General features: G+C 54.0%; 19 protein-coding genes and 1 tRNA gene. 4 read left to right on the forward strand and 16 right to left on the reverse strand.

The genetic code is table 11. The annotated features are described in order from the left end of the window. Window positions 1–414 precede the first annotated feature (414 nt). Together GMST_RS02480 and GMST_RS02485 are read right to left on the reverse strand one after the other, a co-directional pair. Window positions 415–2196, reverse strand: a complete 1782-nt coding sequence (locus GMST_RS02480) for a sensor domain-containing diguanylate cyclase (protein ID WP_183353018.1) — start codon at window positions 2194–2196, stop codon at window positions 415–417. 80 nt (window positions 2197–2276) lie between these two features. Beyond that, window positions 2277–3902: an ABC1 kinase family protein gene (locus GMST_RS02485; protein ID WP_183353019.1), complete on the reverse strand. Its 1626-nt coding sequence runs from the start codon at window positions 3900–3902 to the stop codon at window positions 2277–2279. Between the two features lie 785 nt (window positions 3903–4687). On the opposite strand from GMST_RS02485, the gene GMST_RS02490 reads away from it, so the two are divergent. Beyond that, on the forward strand, window positions 4688–5692 hold the full coding sequence (locus GMST_RS02490) for a transposase (RefSeq protein ID WP_183353020.1): 1005 nt from the start codon (window positions 4688–4690) through the stop codon (window positions 5690–5692). Window positions 5693–6532: 840 nt separating this feature from the next. Here GMST_RS02490 and GMST_RS02495 read toward each other — a convergent pair. From GMST_RS02495 to GMST_RS02510, 4 genes are all read right to left on the reverse strand, one after another. Further along, window positions 6533–7279, reverse strand: coding sequence for a hypothetical protein (locus GMST_RS02495; protein ID WP_183353021.1), 747 nt, complete (start codon window positions 7277–7279; stop codon window positions 6533–6535). Window positions 7280–7317: 38 nt separating this feature from the next. Then, a complete protein-coding gene (locus GMST_RS22525) occupies window positions 7318–8025 on the reverse strand; it encodes an HNH endonuclease (protein WP_371873101.1) in 708 nt (235 codons plus the stop codon). Window positions 8026–8708: 683 nt separating this feature from the next. After that, on the reverse strand, window positions 8709–9578 hold the full coding sequence (locus GMST_RS02505) for an MGMT family protein (protein ID WP_183353023.1): 870 nt from the start codon (window positions 9576–9578) through the stop codon (window positions 8709–8711). Window positions 9579–9629: 51 nt separating this feature from the next. After that, entirely contained in the window at window positions 9630–10370 is a 741-nt protein-coding gene (locus GMST_RS02510; protein ID WP_183353025.1) for a DUF2726 domain-containing protein, read from the reverse strand. 277 nt (window positions 10371–10647) lie between these two features. On the opposite strand from GMST_RS02510, the gene GMST_RS22530 reads away from it, so the two are divergent. The 3 genes from GMST_RS22530 (at window position 10648) to GMST_RS02525 (ending at window position 12301) form a co-directional block, all read left to right on the forward strand. Then, window positions 10648–10896: a DUF4238 domain-containing protein gene (locus GMST_RS22530; protein WP_183353026.1), complete on the forward strand. Its 249-nt coding sequence runs from the start codon at window positions 10648–10650 to the stop codon at window positions 10894–10896. Window positions 10897–10916: 20 nt separating this feature from the next. After that, entirely contained in the window at window positions 10917–11192 is a 276-nt protein-coding gene (locus GMST_RS02520) for a hypothetical protein (RefSeq protein ID WP_183353027.1), read from the forward strand. Window positions 11193–11398: 206 nt separating this feature from the next. Next, entirely contained in the window at window positions 11399–12301 is a 903-nt protein-coding gene (locus tag GMST_RS02525; RefSeq protein WP_183353028.1) for a hypothetical protein, read from the forward strand. 2 nt (window positions 12302–12303) lie between these two features. Here the strand turns inward: GMST_RS02525 and GMST_RS02530 are convergent, their stop codons facing one another. The 10 genes from GMST_RS02530 to GMST_RS02575 form a co-directional block, all read right to left on the reverse strand. Continuing rightward, window positions 12304–12780: a formyltetrahydrofolate deformylase gene (locus GMST_RS02530; RefSeq protein WP_183353030.1), complete on the reverse strand. Its 477-nt coding sequence runs from the start codon at window positions 12778–12780 to the stop codon at window positions 12304–12306. Next, window positions 12767–13498 (reverse strand): SOS response-associated peptidase, encoded by a 732-nt coding sequence (locus GMST_RS02535; protein ID WP_183353032.1) that lies wholly within the window; start codon window positions 13496–13498, stop codon window positions 12767–12769. The genes GMST_RS02530 and GMST_RS02535 overlap by 14 nt, the downstream gene beginning before the upstream one ends. Window positions 13499–13723: 225 nt before the next feature. Next, window positions 13724–13800: transfer RNA gene (locus tag GMST_RS02540), tRNA-Arg, on the reverse strand. A 51-nt stretch (window positions 13801–13851) separates the two neighbouring features. Continuing rightward, the gene (locus tag GMST_RS02545) at window positions 13852–14367 is read right to left on the reverse strand and encodes an adenine phosphoribosyltransferase (RefSeq protein WP_183353033.1); all 516 of its coding nucleotides are present in this window, start codon (window positions 14365–14367) and stop codon (window positions 13852–13854) included. 72 nt (window positions 14368–14439) lie between these two features. Further along, window positions 14440–15435, reverse strand: coding sequence for a sigma-70 family RNA polymerase sigma factor (locus tag GMST_RS02550; protein WP_183353034.1), 996 nt, complete (start codon window positions 15433–15435; stop codon window positions 14440–14442). A gap of 54 nt (window positions 15436–15489) precedes the next feature. Next, window positions 15490–16137 (reverse strand): protein-L-isoaspartate(D-aspartate) O-methyltransferase, encoded by a 648-nt coding sequence (locus GMST_RS02555; protein WP_183353035.1) that lies wholly within the window; start codon window positions 16135–16137, stop codon window positions 15490–15492. Window positions 16138–16201: 64 nt separating this feature from the next. Beyond that, entirely contained in the window at window positions 16202–16948 is a 747-nt protein-coding gene (surE, locus tag GMST_RS02560) for a 5'/3'-nucleotidase SurE (RefSeq protein WP_183353036.1), read from the reverse strand. A gap of 345 nt (window positions 16949–17293) precedes the next feature. Next, window positions 17294–17566 carry a SemiSWEET family sugar transporter gene (locus tag GMST_RS02565; RefSeq protein ID WP_183353037.1) on the reverse strand — a complete coding sequence of 91 codons (273 nt, stop codon included), beginning with the start codon at window positions 17564–17566 and terminating at the stop codon, window positions 17294–17296. Continuing rightward, window positions 17563–18315 carry an RNA methyltransferase gene (locus GMST_RS02570; protein ID WP_183353038.1) on the reverse strand — a complete coding sequence of 251 codons (753 nt, stop codon included), beginning with the start codon at window positions 18313–18315 and terminating at the stop codon, window positions 17563–17565. Before GMST_RS02570 ends, GMST_RS02565 begins: the two co-directional genes overlap by 4 nt. A gap of 258 nt (window positions 18316–18573) precedes the next feature. Beyond that, window positions 18574–19221 carry a DedA family protein gene (locus tag GMST_RS02575; protein WP_183353039.1) on the reverse strand — a complete coding sequence of 216 codons (648 nt, stop codon included), beginning with the start codon at window positions 19219–19221 and terminating at the stop codon, window positions 18574–18576. Window positions 19222–19564: the final 343 nt, after the last annotated feature.

The raw sequence follows: 19564 nt of genomic DNA on the forward strand, positions 1-19564 counted from the left end.
CGAGAACCTTTACGTATTTCAACCCTGACGCCGGTCTTGGATAGAAAATGCAGAAATAGGATCAAAATCGTGAACAAAACCCGCTGACACCACCGTTTAACGGCAGCGGCGCTCGTTCGTGCGGCACAACGTGGACAGGCAATTGCAGTTACCAGTCCCCTAAACCGGGATAAGTGATCTAGCACAACCTGAAGCGACCCTCAAGGGCGCCTGTGTCAAGCGAAAGCGACAAGAGGGGAAGTCTGCCTCACTGCAACCGCCAGGGCATCGGGCGCCCTTCCGTTTTCCGCATCCCCCTGCGGGGTGCCCCGTGACGTATACATCTGACAAGCCACCATTCAGCACCGATCCGCCCTGCCAATTTACAGGACCGCTCGGCAGCCAGTATCCTGCTGTGACTCAAATCAGGATAATTTACGGGCTCTTCAGTTCGGTTTTATGCTGATACATCCTCTCGTCGCTGAGCCGTAACGCTTCCGCAATCTGATCATTGGATTCCGCGGTTGCAATGCCAAAAGCGATGCTCACTTGGCCGGTGATGATCTCAGGACAGCTCATAATCCTCTCGACAGCCTCTGCCGCGACTAACCTGCCCGCACCCGGCAAGAGGACCGCAAATTCGTCTCCGCCGATACGCGCGACTATGTCCTCAGCTCGAAATGCTTCCAGGATAATCCGCGCGGCCAACCGAATTAATTCGTCGCCTGCGGCATGCCCTTGGGTGTCATTGACTCTTTTAAGCCCATTTACATCCCCCATTACGATACTCAGGGGAAGCATTCTGCCATGGGAAAACCTCTTCAGCTCTTCTTCGAAAAACGCACGATTATAGAGACTAGTTAGCGTGTCGTGAGTGCTATCGTGGCGCAAATCGAGTTCCAATTCCTTCCGGCTCGTTATGTCGTGCGTTATGCCGATAACTCCTATTACCTTTCCATTGTCATTAAAGATGGGTGTTTCAATCTTCTCGACATGCTGGACATTTCCTTGCCGGTCTACATTGGATTCTTCGAAATAGGTCCGCATACTGCTGGACATGACATTTCTGGTGTCATTCGCATGTTTCGCAGCTCGCTCCGGAGGATATATCTCATGATCGTACTTTCCGACCAGTTCTTGGGGATGCAGGCCCACCGTACGACTGAACGCTTCGTTTACCGCCACGTACCTTCCTTCCGTATCTTTAAGCCAGGCTATGTTGGGAATATTATCAAGTATCGCCTGCTGTTGCCTGACGACCTTGTTGATCTTCTCTTGCACCGACTTGCGTTCGGTGACATCTCGCATAATTGCGATGGAGTGCCAGGTCCCCTTGATATCCAAAGCCGAGACGGAAAGCTCCACCGGGAATTCCGAGCCGTCCTTCCGAAGTGCTACGACTTCTGTGGTCCGGCCAAGTAACGGTCCGGTACCCTGCTTTCTAAAGCTGGAATACCCCTTTTCTGCGATGGGCCTGATGTGATCGGCAAGGAAAAGGGTGTGGAAATTCCCGCCGGTAATCTCGCCGCCAGGACAGCCAAACATAACTTCTGCCGCGGCATTGGCGAAGGTAACCCTCCCATTGTCATCCAGCATTACAATGGCATCGGCAGCCATCTTCGCCAGCTTGTACATCCGATCCTCGCTCTCTCGCAAGGCGATTTCGAGTTGTTTGCGCTCAGTTATATCGATCAGGGCGAGGAGGCAGGTTTGCCCCGAAACGCCCGGCATGGCCTCGATTTGCAAGACAAGCGGCGGCTCCCCCTTCTGGAGTGTCACTTCGCACGCCTCCTTGGCTTGAGAAGTAAAGATCCTGTTAAAGAAGGCGGTGAAGTTGTCACGATCAGTTGCAGCAACGAAATGTTCCAGATGCCGTCCGATCAAACGCGAGCGCTCTACCTGTAGCAGCCGTGTGCCCAGAAGGTTTACGGAAATGATTTTACCGTCACGGTTGAGGGTAAGATACCCGACGGGCGCGAAATCGTAGAGGTCTGTACAGGCTCCCAACGCCGCCTCCAGCTTGACCCGTGCTTTGCCGAGTTCCTCGTTTTGCAGTTCCAATTCAATTTGGTGAACTTCCAGCTCATGGACGAGCCTCTGGAGCTCTTTGTTGGCGCGGGGGTGCCCTTTTGACGCCTTGGCCCGTAATCGCTTTTCTGCGAGTAGGCGAAGGTCGTCAGCTGCATTGAACCGGTACTTGTCTTCGTGGGTAGCCATAGTGCCCTCCTGCCCAAACAGGATATTGCGTCTCTTTTTGGTTCAACCTGGTTCATTGACGGCCTGACGGTCAGGCAACATCAACCACGTCCACGGTTACGACTCAGTGCTTTGAGAGAAATGATGATTGTGCTGATGATTCCCGCAGTAACCATTACTTCTCCCGTATAATGATGCCACATCCCGACGTCCCTCGGAGCCGTAATCATAAGGCCTCCGGTGACGAGAATAGCCGATGTGTTAAGGACAACGGGAAGACGACCGAGATAGCGGGTGGCGCGGCCTCCAAGATTTTCCATAACAGGTGCGTGCACACGTCCAAGGTTGCCCTCTGCAAGACGTCGCAAGATACGTCTTGTATCACCTGGAGCATCTATCATCAAACGTTCCAGGTCGAGTACAACCCTGCCGGTCTTTTCCTTGACCTCATCAAGTGAGAAGCGCTGCGCGGTGAGGCGTGAAATCTGCTCGTGAAACGCTCCAATGTAATCAAAATTCGGATCGAGTTGGCGGATCATTGACTCCATGATAACGAAGGCTCTAGTCAAATGAAAAAAATCGGCCGGGTTATGGACCCTGTGTCGGCAGCCGGCGCGCAGTAGCAAGGCAAAGGCATCCCCGATGGAAACGTCCGAGAGAGTGCTCCGGTGAATTTCATAGAGCACCGCCTTGATATCCAGCGTGAGGGCAGCACGGTTGACACTCTCGCTTGCCATTGCCAGCCCGAGATAGGCGTCTGTGGCTTGACGCGCATCACCCTTCACGACAGCGGCAAGCAGATCGGTCAGCGATTCGCGCATCTGTTCGTCAAGTTCGCCAATCATACCAAAATCAAGAATCGAGAGCTTACCATCGATATGGACCCGTACATTGCCGGGATGTGGGTCGGCATGGAATAATCCATTTTCGAAGATCGTTTGCAGCATGACTCTCACTAAGGTATTGATTAATCTTGAAGTTGTCTCTGGATGCCGCTTTACGTAAAAATCTATCCGTTCGCAATCACAAAAATCGAGCGTGAGCATTGTTTTGCCTGAACACCCTGCCACAACATCAGGGATCCAAAGATTGGGAATTTCCGCCACTGCGGTGCGGACGAGCCTAATGGAATCGGCCTCGCGACTGAAATCGGTTTCACTGTTCAAGCTGTTGGCAAATTCTCGAATCAAAACCGGCAGGTCTAAGGCACGAAGGTGAGGGAAAAGGGTCTCACCCACTTTGACCAGATACGTGAGTGCCGCGATATCAGTGGAAATGATCTTCTCAAGACCTGGTCGTTGAATCTTAACGGCAACGTGCCGCCCGTCCAGCAGGGTCGCCTCGTGCACCTGGGCGATAGTTGCGGCCGCCAGCGGTGTTTCACTAAAAGATGCGAATACCTCAGTTAGTGCGATCCCCAGTTCAGTCTCAATGGTCATACGCACCGTATCTATCCCCATTGCCGGTAACTGGTCATGCAACTGCTCCAACTCATCAATGTAGGCATCCGACAGCAGGTCTCGGCGCATCGCTAGCACCTGTCCTAGCTTGAGAAAGGTGAGCCCCAACTCCTCAAATGTTTCACGCACCTCGTTAGGTGGTGGCCAATGGTTCTTGCCCCGCAGGGCTCTCAGGAATTTATGTTTGATTAACACCCGAAGGATTTGCATCAGCCTGGGCGCGGCGTGCAACAACCTGCTCTTTTCCAGTTGGATCATTGCTGGCATACGCACCCTCCCTACTGTAGGTGTGAAATTTGTGCCTGTCCGGCACGCCGGCCAGGTGGCCCGACTATGAGTACGATATTAAACAGGCACAGGGTAACAACGATTGCAAGGAAGTTAGTACCTTAGTCAGATCGGATAATCTGTAAGGCTTTGGTAACGACAAACAAAATCCGAAACTAATGTGGTTGGCTATGACCGGGTCATCCGAGTAACCGCTCGATACAATCAATCTAGCAAAAGGGTCTATCTCAATTAGCTGCTGGGCTGCGTCTTTTCCGTCCATTTCCGACTGAGGCAAAACGCGACGAGGATAGTGTGACCAGTGACCGAGCGTCGGTGCAGTGTGTTTGTCCTGTGACAATAGTTAGCGACAGACATACGATTCACCTCACCTAAAAAATAAACACTAATTAATTATTTACTTGGGCTTAAATACAGTTTAATTGCTATCTGACCACCACTTTTAACATGGATAATACGTCGGCAAGCTTAATTGGTCTTACGTATTGCTAACGCCACATGTCCGGCGTATGGACTTTTGTCAGCACGCATTTTAAACCATAAGAATAATGTTATAAATGAGTGTCTGTCCGTATATCGTTAAGAATTTAGCGAAGTGATTATCGGGTTTTCAGGAAGGAGCTACCGGGAATTTGTCCTGTAGCTGGGGAGAGCGCTCAACAGGGCAAAATGCCGGGGGCCCTAAGGGGGACGCCCCTGTAATACTGTAATTCCCGGGATCGCTGGAGTTGCGAAAAGAGGGGCCCTGTGGCACCATTTCCCCCATGCCACGTCAATCCCGCATAGACGCGCCAGGCGCTCTGCATCACATCATCTGTAGAGGGATCGAGCGAAAACAAATATTCCTCGATGATCAGGACCGGGATGATTTTCTTGAGCGTCTCGGCCAGCTTCTTCTCATGACCCACACCCGATGCTTTGCCTGGGCCCTAATTCCGAATCACTTTCATCTTCTTCTACGCACAGGTACCACCCCCATTGCCACAGTAATGGAGCGATTACTCACCGGATATGCCATCCATTTCAACCACCGGCATGACCGTCACGGCCACCTCTTTCAAAACCGCTACAAGTCGATCTTTTGCCAGACCGAACCGTACCTGCTGGAACTGGTTCGCTATATCCACCTGAATCCATTTCGTGCTGGGCTGGTGAACACGCTAACGGACCTGGAGACTTATCGCTATTCCGGCCACCGCGCCCTCCTTGGCAAGTGCACTACGTCCTGGCAAGAAATAATGGAAGTATTGGCGAGGTTCACGGAAGACCTAGGACTGGCTCAGCAGCGGTATGTCGCATACGTGGCAGATGGCCTGATGTTAGGCAATCGACCAGACCTGATAGGCGGAGGGCTCCTGCGCAGCGCAGGTGGCTGGGAACAGGTCAGATTGGCGAGCAAATACGGCGAACATTTGAAAAGTGATGAGCGGATTCTCGGAGACAGTGACTTCGTCGAACAGGTACTAGGGCTTGCAAGCGAGCAGTTGGAAAAGACCGAACGTCTGCGCAGCAAAGGAATGAATATTGATACTTTGGCGCAAAAGGTGGCTGAAGTTCTGGGAATCAAGGTCGACGAGATTTGGAGAGGAGGGAAGAAACCAGTTACTGTTATGGGCAGAAGCCTTTTGTGTCATTGGGCCACATCTGAACTCGGAATGACAGCTGAAGCTGTAAGCAAATCAGTTGGCATAACGGCAGCGGCGGTCGTTCGTGCGGCACAACGTGGCCAGGCACTCGCGGCTTCCAGAAAACTTTATCTTGACCAGTAAGACACCGCCAACAGCAAGAACTGAATTAAACAAGAATTACAGGATTACAGGGGCGTCCCCCTCGGAAGGCCCCGGGCCCCCATCTGAACTCGGAATGACGGCGGAAGCAGTAAGCAAATCAGTTGGCATAACGGCAGCGGCGGTCGTTCGTGCGGCACAACGTGGCCAGGCACTCGCGGTTGCCAGAAAACTTTATCTTGACCAGTAAGACACCGCCAACAGCAAGAACAGAATTACAGGATTACAGGGGCGTCCCCCTCAGTGGCCCTATATCGTACAGCCTAACCTTGTTGGTATACCGAATGGCCTTCCTGACGAGGTAAACCTGCTTGACCGGCGGGAAAAACTCGATATCTTCTTCGGTTGGCTCAACCATTTCCTCACACCTCAGGATACCTTTCTATGGTCGGGGTGTTACAGCAACTTCGGCACAGGCCTCTTGTCCTATTGTTAACGGGTTTACACTTGTATGGTTCGAAACGCAAGTTGAATTACCGCATAGAAACACCGACTCGGACCGCGATTTCCCCTTGACTTGCCTTGATTGTCATTTGATAACTTCCAATTCATGGCAACCTGCGTGCAGACAAAACTATCCCCGATGCCCATCCGAGTTGCACTGGTGATCGAATCCGGCAGACTCAAACCCGTCTGGTTTGAGGAGATCGGCAGGTCAAGCTGTGACCGAATCTTCGTCAAGCAGATCTGCTCGATCTGGCCGCACCATGAAGGGGCCGGAAAAATCATTAACTTCGCGGTGACGGGGCAAGCAGTTACGTGTTGGCGCTCAATACCAAAGAGTTCACATGGGAGCTGGGGTGTGTGGAGGCGGGGTAACCTTCAGGGGGCTAGGTCTGGGCTGCACCTGAGATCAAGAACCCGTGGTATGTGAGGTTCTAGCCACAGAAGGCGGTCAAAGGTGTGGGTGTAAGTGTGCGTTCGTGCAGCGTCGGTAAGCTCGGCTGGTGCTCCTTTTTCGAATGCATCGTTCACAATGACCAACCAGAATTCATCGCAGAGCTTTCTTGCTGCAACTGCCTTAGGCAGTTTTCGATTGATTTCCAACTGGACATGATCAGGGCTGATGGGAGCGACCCAACCAGAGGAGGTTGCATACCAAAGCCGATCCGTGCCATCTACGCTGCCATTTACCCGGACATCAATTATCTCTGGTGGTAGCTCCATGCTGCTGCTGAGGTAGACGTTTTGAGCTTGAAGGACTCTCGGCACCGAGGCAGCAAGTACGGAGTTTGCAAGCTGGCCAGCGATGCGAGCTACATCCTTATTCCTTAGCTGGTAATGGTCGTTGAAGTAGACCGAAACGTATAGTGCTGGACCACCGGCCTCGGCATGAAACTCCTCAGCTTTTTTGGTGATGTACTTTCGAAGGCTTTGGAGCTGTTGCTGGGGCTGTTCGCTCGGATCAGGAGGGTAAAAGAACGATGTCAGTTCGATTCCCAGATTTCCATCGTCGGTTCGAAAAAGAAAGTCAGGTGGCTCCGGCTCGAACGGCTCGACTGCCGGAATAGCGGACAGGCATTTTCGGAGTTGGGAAAGGCAATATCGTTCTCGGTCTTTATCTGGCACAATGTCTCCTACTCGCACCGTAGTTGTTATTCGCGTTCTCAGAAACAGTGCATATCGATCCAGTCCCGTTGTTCCCGGACAACCGGAAGATCACCCATATAGAGATTGAATAGCATTCGCCAAGTACTAGCCCTTGGTTCGTCGTACAGTTCGTGGTTCATCTGGTATCGAACTGAACGGAGATCTTTGCCGACAAGTTGGATGGTCTGGTCCCTATATATCGTTTCATCAGACTTGGCAACGACCTTCTGGCACCTTGCTCCATCTTCCAAAAAATCTACTGGCTGTTCGCTGCCAGTTTGAATAATGGGAATCTTCGGGGGAAAGAAAAGGTCCAAAGTAAAGCCGGTCTGCTTAGTCATTGATGTATTTGTGAAGCTGATGAGCAGCCAATAGGTATGGAGGTCCCCGTCGCTTGAAGGATCTCGCTTGTAGCTGATCTCAAGTCCACAACCGATTGGTTCCTCTGGGGTTTTGGGGCAATGATCCCACCATTGATCCCGGTGCAGTCTCAGCTCGCTTGGTGAGTATTTTGTACCCATGGGGTGTCTGGGATTATAGTGACCTGCTTCAGCATGGCACCGGAGACACAAAGCGATGGAGTTCTCCAAGACATTGGCTCCGCCATCTGCTTCTTGATTGATATGGTGAACATTGGCACTCCGGCCAGCAAATTCATGGCAGACGCAACACCGTCGGTGTGATTTAACCAGAGATTCTTCACGTACACTATTTGGAAATGGCATTGCGATCAGACCTCTAATTCTGTTTCTTTCCCTTGGCAGGAATGCCGTCAACTATGCTCGAAGCTGAGGAAATCGACCGAGGCGGTCAGCGCCATTGATCTCCGGGGTAAAGTTCACTCCCCGAATGATGGGATCTGGGATGTGCCGGGGGGATTTCGGGTCCCGAGCGATCCGTTGCGCTATAGTCACCAACAGGTTCTCAGCGTTTATTCCGGCAGCCTTGGTGAAGTTGAACGTCCCAGAGTCTCTACTTCTTGGGATATAGGCGTATACCACGACCGGTACCACGTCCCAGATCAGCGAATCCGATCTCATTTCGTTGCACCGCGATTGCCGCAAGATGTGAACACCAACCTCTGATGCTCTGGGTGCCTCTTCTGATCTCCATCAGTGCACCAACACTGTGCATTGGGACTGAGCCATTGTGTCGCGCCCCAAGTGGCACTCCGTCTCGATGAGACGATACATGGGAGATCACGGCTTGGTAGTCCTCTCGACTGAACGATTGGGTGGTTAGCTTGCACTTAATATGAATCGTCCCCTCCGAACCAGCACACCACTTAAAATCTTGAGCGACAGGTTGACCATCTTTGACCAGCTTGCTTAGGGTAGTACATGGTATCCACTCCAGTAGTTGATCTGGCATTAGAGACCTCCTTGGCGCACCTGAAAAGAATCACCGATCATGTGACGAATCTGTTTGTGAGAATTACGGGTGGACTCACAGCGAGATCGACTCGACCTTTTTCATCAAACGAGATCCCCTCGTTCAGAAGCTGGTTTCGCTGCTGATCAGTTCCGTCGGGCAGTTCGGCGAACTTACCATCGGCACCCACCACACGGTTCGTCAGCATCTTGTAACCATGGTTACGTGCACCGACCAGCAGCGAGCGCACCGGTTGATTCCTATTCGGTACTCCATACGCCCACATGCTAACTTCGGAGTATGTCGTTACACTGCCGGAAGGCACCTGCCGTTGCAGAACACCTACAAGGTCTTTCCAGTTCACCATTTCTCCCTGAGGACACTCTGAGGTCTCTTTGAGGTGCAACTCAACCTGCTTGAATGCATTAGACAAGTCCTCAAGATCGGACAGGAACATAAGAGGAATGAACCCTTCTGGATCAGAAAATTGTTTTCCGTTCTGGTCTGTCGGATAGCGGTATCGTTGGTCGAGAGTCTTGTGATGGCGGTCAACAATTTCGGGGAAATGCTGGCCCGGTGATCCGACCGCTTCAATACCGAAAGGCACTACGAAACGAAACCGAGGGGCCGGGAGGACTTTTTCGTACATTGAAACGAGTTTGGCGAGATGGTGGGTCTTGGGTGGCTGACTATTCGTTGCTAGGGAAATTGCTCCTTTGAGAAACAGCTCAACGGCATGACGGCAAAGGTGAAGAATCACCCGAGTGCTATCGTATCGCGGTGAATATGCGTCTTGGAGTAACGCGTCGCACAGGACCCTACTGCCTTCGAGGAAACCATGCGCTAAGGAGAAGTACCGTTCAGCGATTGACAGTCCTTGAATCTCAGATGAATGCAACATTTCCATTGCATCTACCTCTCACATAATTTTGTTGGCTCAGGACAAACGTGCAGGATTTCACCCTTCCGATATGGCCACCGCCTGACGACACTTCGGGAATGTCGAACATGCCCAGAAGAACTTACCAGCATGTGGCCCACTCTTGGCTTGCCGCTTGACCATGGTCGCACCACATTTTTCGCACATCGGCATCTGAGTGGCTTCTGACTGCGCGACTGCCAGTGTCGGTTTCGCCTCGCTGATTGACGCCGGTTGCGATGGAGCAGATTCCTGATTTTTGGGTTGCGTGGTTGTGGGTGCGTTCGCGGCCAACTTAAACGTCTCGACCAGCTTGTCCCTTACCTCCTGAATCTGGTATCCCTTCTTTGCGGAGAATCGAGCAATCGGAATCCCCGCACGGTTCAAGGCATGATCAACAAAGACATCCCTCTCGGCTCGATCTTCCCGTCCATGGGACTGGTCATCCAGTTCCACCACTCCGAGGACAGCAAGGTCGGTGGCAGAACATACCACAAAGTCAACGTGCTTCTGGTTCACCTTGTTCAAGGCGCTGGCACGCCTACTGTTGGACAACCCCTTCGCCGGTTTGACGAGATCGCCGAGACGGACCTTTCCAAAGACCCGGTAGTTGTTGGCCAGAGCCTGTTCGAGCACCCCGAGGAATGACCGCTCGGCTGGAGAGAATAAGGTTTCCCTGCTGTCAAAGGGAAGCGAGCCGTTTTTTGGCGCTTTGGCTTTTAACGCTGCCATCAATCCCGCGAGGAGGATAAGGATAACAAAAATTACGACAAGGTTCACTTGGGTCACTCCGAATGGAAAAAGTACCGTTAGAAGCTATCATAAACGAGTCAAGATTGAAATGGTTTCATAATCATATCGCTATCACCCCCGAGAGAAACCTTGTATGGTATCGCAGTAAATGGATCGTCCTCCCCTTGCCTAACCCGCTATAATGCAATTGATTTTCCTCAAAGGAAGCTGTACGATCCCCCTACAAATTCCATTTTGTCACCTGCTCACGGGTTCTATAATGGCAGCCAAAGATCGTTAAGACTTCCACCGCGACAACCACTACGTGCCACGCCTTTATCTCAAAAGCTGGGGGTCATCTTCCAATCAGGTATGGACTTATCGCATACTTGCCCCGCACGAAAGGGTCCCTGTGTGGCAAGAACACTCCACAAAGGGGATTGCCTACCATGCCCACCTTTATACCCGCATTGCAGCCGGTCAGGAGAACGATGAAATAGAAAGGTGGCTAGATAATGATTTCGAGTCACCGCAGAGGAACCGATCCAGAAGGCGATTTCCGATTCCCGTTTGACGCCGGAGGACTGGAGTAGATTGATCAGGTTTGTAGCAGCACAAGACGTGCGCACACCATCTCGATTGCTAAAACATCTCAAGCATTGGCAAGAGGCGATGCCAAAGCTATTGGAGGAAACCCTACAAGAGACGGTTCGTGTGCTTGAGGCTGCAAAAGCACGAGGTGAAAAAGTAACTGCTCCCGCGAAGTCTCTTCCTTACGTCAGTGCATTTGCTGAGGTCATGAATGCTGGGAGTATGGGGATCTCCGTATTGGACCAGAAGAGCGAGATGGCATCATACGCTGATTATTAAATTCCCCAGTCAAATCACCGACCAGATCAGTTCGTTTCATCTCGGAGGGTGGCAGTCGTGACCAAAACAGACATCATTTATAAGGTAGCAAACCGTACGGATTTCCCTACGCGTAGCGGATCGCACAAAGCACGACTGAAAGCGTAACTGTAGGTACTGACTAGGCTTGAGCATTTCTGACATTATGCGGACTGGAGACGCTTCTCATGGCAAAAAAGGCTATCCAAAAACGGTCGCTTTATGCCGTCACATACCTCAACCGATCAGTCAAACAGCCGGAAAAGTTAGAGCAGACATCGCCCGTAGGCGAGTTCCACGCCAGTCTTTCCAGAAGGGAGTTCCCTTATGATGGTGGGGATGACCCCTCTTTCTTCTCAGCCTCTAAATTCGCAGGTCCCATTACATGGGGCGTGTGTCGTCCAGATGTTCGTGGCAGGCTCAACCCCGGTGATATTGTAGCTTTTTTCTCAGAAGGAAGGGGGGAATATAAATTTGTAGCAGCTTTGGAAGCTGAATGCGTAATATCCCAGACGGATATATGGGCAGAAACCACAAAAGAGGATGCCGGCCGTGATAAAACGCCAACAATCTTTCGCAAATATTTGAATTTGCTTATAAGAAAAACAGATCAAGGATGGGAGCACTACGAACCTGCTCTTCATCCTAAAGAATGGCATGACGACTGGGTCAGGAGAATTTGTAAAAAGAATGAGCTGGCTCGCAATTATCGAGACAGTGTGATTGCGCAGGCTGCACACTCATTGAGTGTTTGCCCTCCTCCGCTTCCGATTGCGGAGAACTACATAGTCTTCTCTAAGAAAACAAGCATTGTTTCGCGGGATCCACTTACAGTGGCAACCTACTCCCAAGGTGATTCTGCTGAGGTATGGAAGGAAACAAAACAAGAAGCGGCAATATACCGGCTCATTTTCCGGGATACCAAGCGAAAACTTATGACCTCGACAAAGCCGAAACGTCACAGGCATTTCCGCCGAGAGCTTGATGACGGGGAGAATTTTCTCGCTGAAATGAAGAAATTGGTGGAAACCGCCGAGGAAAACAAGCAGGGGATCGTCGCCGGGGCTCCGACAGGAACGACGTATGCGTGATCCTACCCTTGATCCACATCTTTTACATCGGACATCAGTAAGTGCCTAAGCTCCGTCAGTTCATCAAGTGCCTTGCGAAGGATTGACATGATCTCCTCACACTGACCGTTTCCGAGGAGGATGAAATACAATCGACGCTCCTGCCCTCGGTTTACTGTGACCCTCCCGAAGAAATCGGTCTGTGCTGCATCTGACCTAGCCTTTCTTGACAGACGACGGTGTTTGACGGTGTTGGCCAAATCGCCAACAATGCTTAGGTGATTCGACTCGCTGATGTTATTCTCGATCTCTACCTTCCTTGAAGGGTACTGCGCAACCAGCCAATCCTTCTCGTTCCACAGATATATCAACATGGATTTGAGTTGGTGCTTGAACTCAAGCTCCGAGGTTCGATAGTGACTCCAGTTGGCAAGCCGATTCCACAGCCCGAGAGCCTCGAACCAGTTGTCGTGCGGGTTTTTCTGATCAATCAATGCCATAGTGCTTGCCTCTCCGTGATGCCATGTCCCGTCCAATTTCAAGAGTCGGATCACCACGGAGCGACACCACCAACTCCGCCGAATCGTTCCTGACATTATTAACCATCGACGACACCGGCCACATCTCCATGAGATCCACCGGATACGGCTTGAACAGATGTACCAGACCAGCAGGATTCGTCGTATTCCGGTCCAGCCACGTCAATAACCCATCACCAGACAGCATGACCGGCATCCGACCATGTAGTGGCTCAACAAGCCCATTTGCGGCGGTTGTGAGTATGGTGAACGACTCTACGTCCCCTTCCGGCGATTTCCACGTCTCCCACAGTCCTGCGAACACCATGGGTGATCCGTCCTTGAGCCGGATGTACCATGGCGTCTTCACCTTCCCCTCCGTCAACCATTCGTAAAATCCCGAGCTAGGTACAACACAACGCCGATACCGGACAGCCCTCTTGAATGCAGGTTTCTCGGTAACGGTTTCAGATCGAGCATTGATCATTTTACTGCCGATGGATACATCCTGCGCCCACGACGGGATCAAACCCCATCGGAGGTGGTCGAGGTGGTTCTGGCCGTCTGCATACTGGCGGATGACTGGGACAATCTGGGTCGGGGCAATATTGAAGCGGGGAGTGGTGACCGGAGCCTCGGCAAGTCCGAAGATCCCGACGAGGAGTTCAGGGGGGATGTCAAAGGTGAATCGTCCGCACATGTCGATTCGGCTCCAGACTATGGTGGTGATTTCCAGATGATAGCCGGAAGGTCAGAGCAATGTAAAGCGGACTTGCCTTCGGGAGCATAACGTGAGGATTGGCGGTGGTAGATGCACCCTTCCACGAATTCCATCGATCCATCAACGACTGACCCTATATTGACCCTATGGTCCACAAAATACAAAAAAGCACTTAGCTAATTCCAGCTAAGTGCTTGATTCTTTTGGCGTCCCCGAGACGATTCGAACGTCCGACCCCTTCCTTAGGAGGGAAGTGCTCTATCCTGCTGAGCTACGGGGACAAAACAGACGATCTTTATATCCTAACCGCCCGGGTTTTGCAAGAAATTTTCTTAAAACTTGAGCAACGAGAAGCATTTACCTTCGGGCAGCTTCTTCTTCCCTTCCAGGAACTCGAGCTCGGCCATGAAGCAGCAGTCGACGATCTCTCCGCCTAACTCTTTCACCATGTCGACCACGGCGCCCATGGTCCCACCGGTCGCCAAAAGGTCGTCGGCAATCAGGATCCGCTCGCCCTTCTTGATGGCGTCGGTGTGGATCTCGAGGGTGTCGGTGCCGTACTCGAGGTCGTAGGTCTTCTTGAAGGTCTCGGAGGGGAGCTTGCCGGGCTTTCTCACCAGGACGATGCCGGCACCAAGCTTGTACGCGAGGGCGGCGCCGATGATGAAGCCGCGCGCCTCGACGCCTACTACCTTGTCGATCTTCTCGCCGATGTAGCGGTGCGACAAGAGGTCGACCATGCGCTGGAAGGATTTGGCATCAGCCAAAAGTGTCGTGATGTCCTTGAAAAGGATCCCTTTTTTGGGGAAGTCGGGGATGTTGCGGATGATGCTCTTTAAATCTTCCATGCTCGCCGGTCGCTCCTTTGGTCCTATTGAAATACACATTCAGCCGTTCATTACAGTTGCCGTACAGCGCCCTTACTCTGGGGGGGGTATCGGGCCGACCATGGGCTGCCCCATGATGTCGGTCGCCTCCACGATCTTCCTCAACTTCTCCAGGCTCTTCGCCTCGATCTGCCGGATGCGCTCACGGGTCACGCCGAAGCTGCGCCCGATGGTGTCGAGGGTCTGGGGATCCTTGTCGTCCAGGCCAAAGCGCAGGGTGAGGATCTTCTTCTCGCCGTCGGAGAGGGTCTCGAACCACTTGCTGACCAGCTCGTACTTGTTGAGGTCCTCCAAAAGTACGGCCGGCGACACGGTGGAGGTGTCCTCGATGGTGTCGATGAGGAAGTAGTCGTTGTTCTCCCCCATGGGGCGCTCGATGGAGTAGGTCTTCTTCAAAAGCACCATGAGCCGCCTAACGTAGGTGATGTTCACGTCGAGGGCGTCGGCCACTTCCTTGATGCTCGGCTCGCGGTTCATCTTCTGCACCAACTCGCGGGTCACCCGAAGCATCTTGTTGATGTCGTCGGAGACGTGAACCGGAAGCCGGATGGTGCGCGACTGGTTCACGAGGGCGCGCTCGATGGACTGGCGGATCCACCAGGTGGCGTAGGTGGAGAAGCGGCACTCCTTGGAGAGCTTGAAGCGCTCCACCGCCTTGATGAGCCCCATGTTCCCCTCTTCGATGAGGTCCAAGAAGGGGAGCCCGCGGTTTATGTAGCGCTTGGCTATCTTCACCACGAGGCGCAGGTTGGAGACGATCATCCGGTCCCGGGCCGCCTTGTCGCCCAGGTCTATCTTCGCCGCCAGTTCCTTCTCCTCATCGGCGGTCAAAAGCTTGGTCTTCTGGATCTCGCGCAGGTAGAGCTTGATGGCGTCGTCGAAGTGCTCCACGACCGCCGCCTTGATCTCTTCCTCCTCGACCTCCGGCTCCACCTCTGCCTCGACGTCCTCGAGCTCGAGGGCGTCCGGGTCCTGCTCGGTATCAAGGAAAATCGGGTCTTTCTCTTCCAACGTTTCTTCGTTTTCCATGCAAGACTCCTATCGAAACAACAAGCGGGTTCAGTGGTGGCCAGGTGCCGCCGGTCAGGCCTCGTCGCTCCAGCCGTGCCTGCCGATCAGCTTCACGAAACGGCAATCCTCGGTCTCCTGCCGGGTTACCTGCCCATCCTGGTCCTTGACGACCAGGGTGAGGGTCTGATCCTGGCGGTCGCCCACCGGGATCACCAGCCGCCCGCCGGGGGCCAGCTGGTCTATCAGGCACTGCGGGACCTGGGGCGATCCCGCGGTGACCAAAATCGCGTCGAAGGGGCCTTCTTCGGGCCACCCCTCGGTGCCGTCACCGATCTTCAGGTTGACGTTCAAAAGCCTTAAGGAATCGAGCGCGCGGCGCGCCTTCAAAGCCAGGGGACGGATCCTCTCCACCGTGCAGACCTTGTCGGCCAGCGTGGCAAGTACCGCGGCCTGGTACCCGGAGCCGGTTCCGAGTTCGAGGACCCGTTCGCGGCCGGTGAGCTTCAGCATCTCCGTCATCTTCGCCACGGTGTAGGGCTGGGAGATGGTCTGTTTCTCGCCGATGGGAAGCGAGCTGTCGCTGTAGGCCTGGGCGGCCATCGCCTCTTCTACGAAGATGTGCCGCGGTATCGACTGCATGGCGCCCAAAACGCGCTGGTCGGTGATGCCGCGCTTCACCAGCTCGGCAACCATTCTCTTGCGTGAAACCTCAAAATTCAATTACCGCCCCCTCAATTCCATTAGAGGGGCGAAATATAGCAAATGGCGGGCGCAATGTCCAGCTTCAGCGCACTTCCCACGCCTTCAGGGCGTCGATGGAGGCGTAGTTGGTGAGGTCGATGTGCAGCGGCGTGATGGAGACGTGTCCGCGGCTCACCGCGTGGTAGTCGCTGCCGGGGATGTCCTCGAAGCTTAGGTCCACGGTGCCGATCCAGTAATAGCTGCGGCCGCGCGGGTCGACCTTGTCGACGATGGTCCCCTTGTAGCTCCTCTTCCCCTGGTGGGTGATAAGCGGCACCTTCAAAAGTTCCGCCGGCAGGTCCGGGACGTTCACGTTCAAAAAGGTGTCGGGAGGCAACCCTTTTTGCAGGACATGTTCCGCGATGCGGGCGGCGCAACCGGCTGCGGCCTCATAGTTGGTACCGGCCTCGCGGGTCACGAGCGACACGGCGATGGCCGGGATCCCCATGAGGGTCGCCTCGAAGGCGGCGGCCACGGTTCCCGAATAGGTGACGTCATCGCCCACGTTCGCGCCGCGGTTGATTCCAGAAACCACCAGGTCGGGGCGGAAACTTAGGAGGCTGTGGATGCCTAAGTTGACGCAGTCGGTGGGTGTGCCGTCCACCGAGTAGATGTTGTCGGCGATGCGTGCGGCGCGCAGCGGATGGTGCAGCGTGAGCGCGTGCCCCACCGCGCTGCGCTCCCTATCCGGTGCGACTACAACCACTTCTGCCATTTCGGCCATGCGTTTGGCCAGAGCGGTAAGTCCCGGAGCGTGGACCCCGTCGTCGTTGGTAATGAGAACCTTCACCAGACACACCTCGTTACCTGCCCGGGTGTCGGCCGTATATGGGAAAGGTTGCTTGAAGGGTCGCGGGCGCCTCACCCGTTAAGGCGCTGGCGACGATTCAGGCTGGACCTTTTTCCCATGAGACAACCTTTCGGCCGGGCCAGCGGTTACTTTAACATAATTTAATTCAGTGGAGCGGTTTTTAACATTAGAGTTGCTGGTACTGGCAGTGGCAGAGGACGTAATGGACGAAAGGGACACATGGGACGAAAGGAGGCAAGGAGAAAGAGAGCTCGAGTGGGGGGCGATGCGAGAGCCTGTGAACGAAACCTAGCCCCTGCCTCTAGTCGTCCCTAGTCCCTGCCTCTAATCCCTGCCTCTCCTTGCGTAGCTCAGCTTCATCGCTATAAGACCGGTGTAGCAGGCTATGGAGAAGGTGTTCGCCCAGATGAGGGGCCGGTCGCCTATCTGCCAACCGTAAATGAGCCATAGGAGCATCCCTACATCGAGCATCACGAGCTGCCACATGGAGAGGTCGCGGGCGTGCTTGGTCCGGTAGGTCTTGATCACCTGCGGTATGGCCGCGGCGCTGGTCAGAAAACCGGCAACGAGCCCGATGTAGGGGGTCAACGCGATCATGCGCCCTTCTTACCCTTGAACTCGGCACAGGCCCAGTCGATCTGGCTCAGCATGCCGCGCAGGGAGGCGACCTCGCGCTCGTCGAGTTCGGCTCTCGCGTAGATGCGGCGCATGGTGCGCATCATGTGCTCGGGGTTTTGCGGGTTCAAGTACCCGATACGCAAGAGGGTCTTCTCCATGTGGGCGTAGAGCGGCTCAAGCGAGGCGGTGCCGGCGACCTCGCGCACGGTCTTTTCCTCGTCTGCAGCGGGTGCGGACTCTTTGGCCCCTTTCAGGAACTCGTAGCAGAAGATGAGCACGGCCTGGGAGAGGTTCAAGGAACCGTACTCGTCGGCGGTGGGGATGGTGGACTGCCAGCGGCAGACGGCGACTTCGTCGGTGGTGAGCCCGCTGTCCTCGCGGCCGAAGACGAGACCGAGCCGGCTTTGCGGCGGACAGGCATCGAAGCGGGAGACGACTTCGTCGGGGGTCCAGATCTCGTTACGGTATTTGCCGTGGCGCCGGGTGGTGGCGACGGTGAACTCGCAGTCGGCGAGGGCGTCTTCCAGAGAGGTGTAGATCTTCGCCTGTTCGAGGACGTCTTTGGCGGAGACGGCAAACTTCTGGGCTTCGGGGTGATCGACCTGGCAGGGGTTCACGAGCCGGAGGTCGTAAAGGCCCATGTTCTTCATGGCCCGGCAGACCATGCCGATGTTGCCGGGGCTCTGGGTACCAACGAGGACGACGGAGATTCTTTCTTTGAGATCCATGCAGCTTCCTTAAATCAGTAATCAAAACAGTAAAAACTAAAAGCATTGTTGCCACGGAGGCACGGAGGACACGGAGAAAACCCTAAAATCTGAGGGAATGACCAAAACCGGAACCGGGAGAAAATCTGAAACTCTGAACCACTGCCAAATCTTGAGGCACAACTTCTCAGCATCTGGTGCGGTCTCTTTCGTTGGCGCCCAAGGCCGAAACAGTTGAAGGTATCCGCTTTTCCTCAGATTTTCTCCGTGACTCCGTGGCTAATCGATGTCGTCTTCGTTTTCCTGGTTCTCTTTCTCGGCCCTCCAGGCGCGCATCCTTTTCAGGCGGGCCCTCGCGCGGCGGCGGCGCCAGCGGTGGGCGAAGAAGTGGCTCAACCACATGCACCCGGTAAGCCCGGCAAGCGCCAACAACAGGTAGGGCTCGTAGCGCTCGAGGTCGTCGAAGAAAAGCTCGGCCCCCTTGCCGAACAGGTACCCCGCCAGGGAGAAGACGATCGCCCAGGATAGCGCGCTCAAAAGGTTCAACACCAAAAAGCGCCGCGCGGAGAGGTTGGTCATCCCCAGGATGATGGGGAGCAGGATCCGGAAGCCGTAGGTGTAGCGGGAAACGAAGGCGACGAAGGAGCCGTAGCGCTCGATGAGCTTCAACCCCTTGCGGAACTTGCGCGCGATGGTGCTGAAGAGCCGCAACAGGGCGGGCCCCTTGATGCGCCCTATGTGAAAGTAGAACTGGTCACCCAGGAAGGAGCCGGCAAAGGCCGACAGGATGACGCCGTAGATGCTGAGGTACCCCTGGAAGGCCAGGAAACCGGCGAAGATCAGGATCGCCTCGCCTTCCAGAAAGGTCCCGACGAAGAGGACCCAGTAGCCATGAACCTGCAGATATTCCCTGAGAAACTGCTGCACTCGAGACCCCGAGGAAAATCAGGTTAAGGTTTTCGTTCGCTGCACTCACAGGTTGAGGTTAGAGAAAAACGGAAACTCTCAGTTTACAAGGATTCAGAGTATACCAGATCGAGCTACCGGTCCAGCAAACCAAACAAGTCTCACCGCAAAGACGCAAAGACGCAAAGACGCAAAGGACGCGAAGGTAAACCGTAAGGCTGAACCTCTAAAAGCAAAGACTTGTCCGGCTACACGGCCTGAACCGCTCACGCCTGAGGCCGAACCAGTTTTCAGGATTTAGTTTAAAAGACTTCTTTGCGTTCTTTGCGTCTTTGCGGCGACAAAAGATTCTGGGTTTTGGACC

The organism is Geomonas silvestris, from assembly GCF_014193515.1.
Taxonomy (GTDB): Bacteria; Desulfobacterota; Desulfuromonadia; order Geobacterales; family Geobacteraceae; genus Geomonas; species Geomonas silvestris.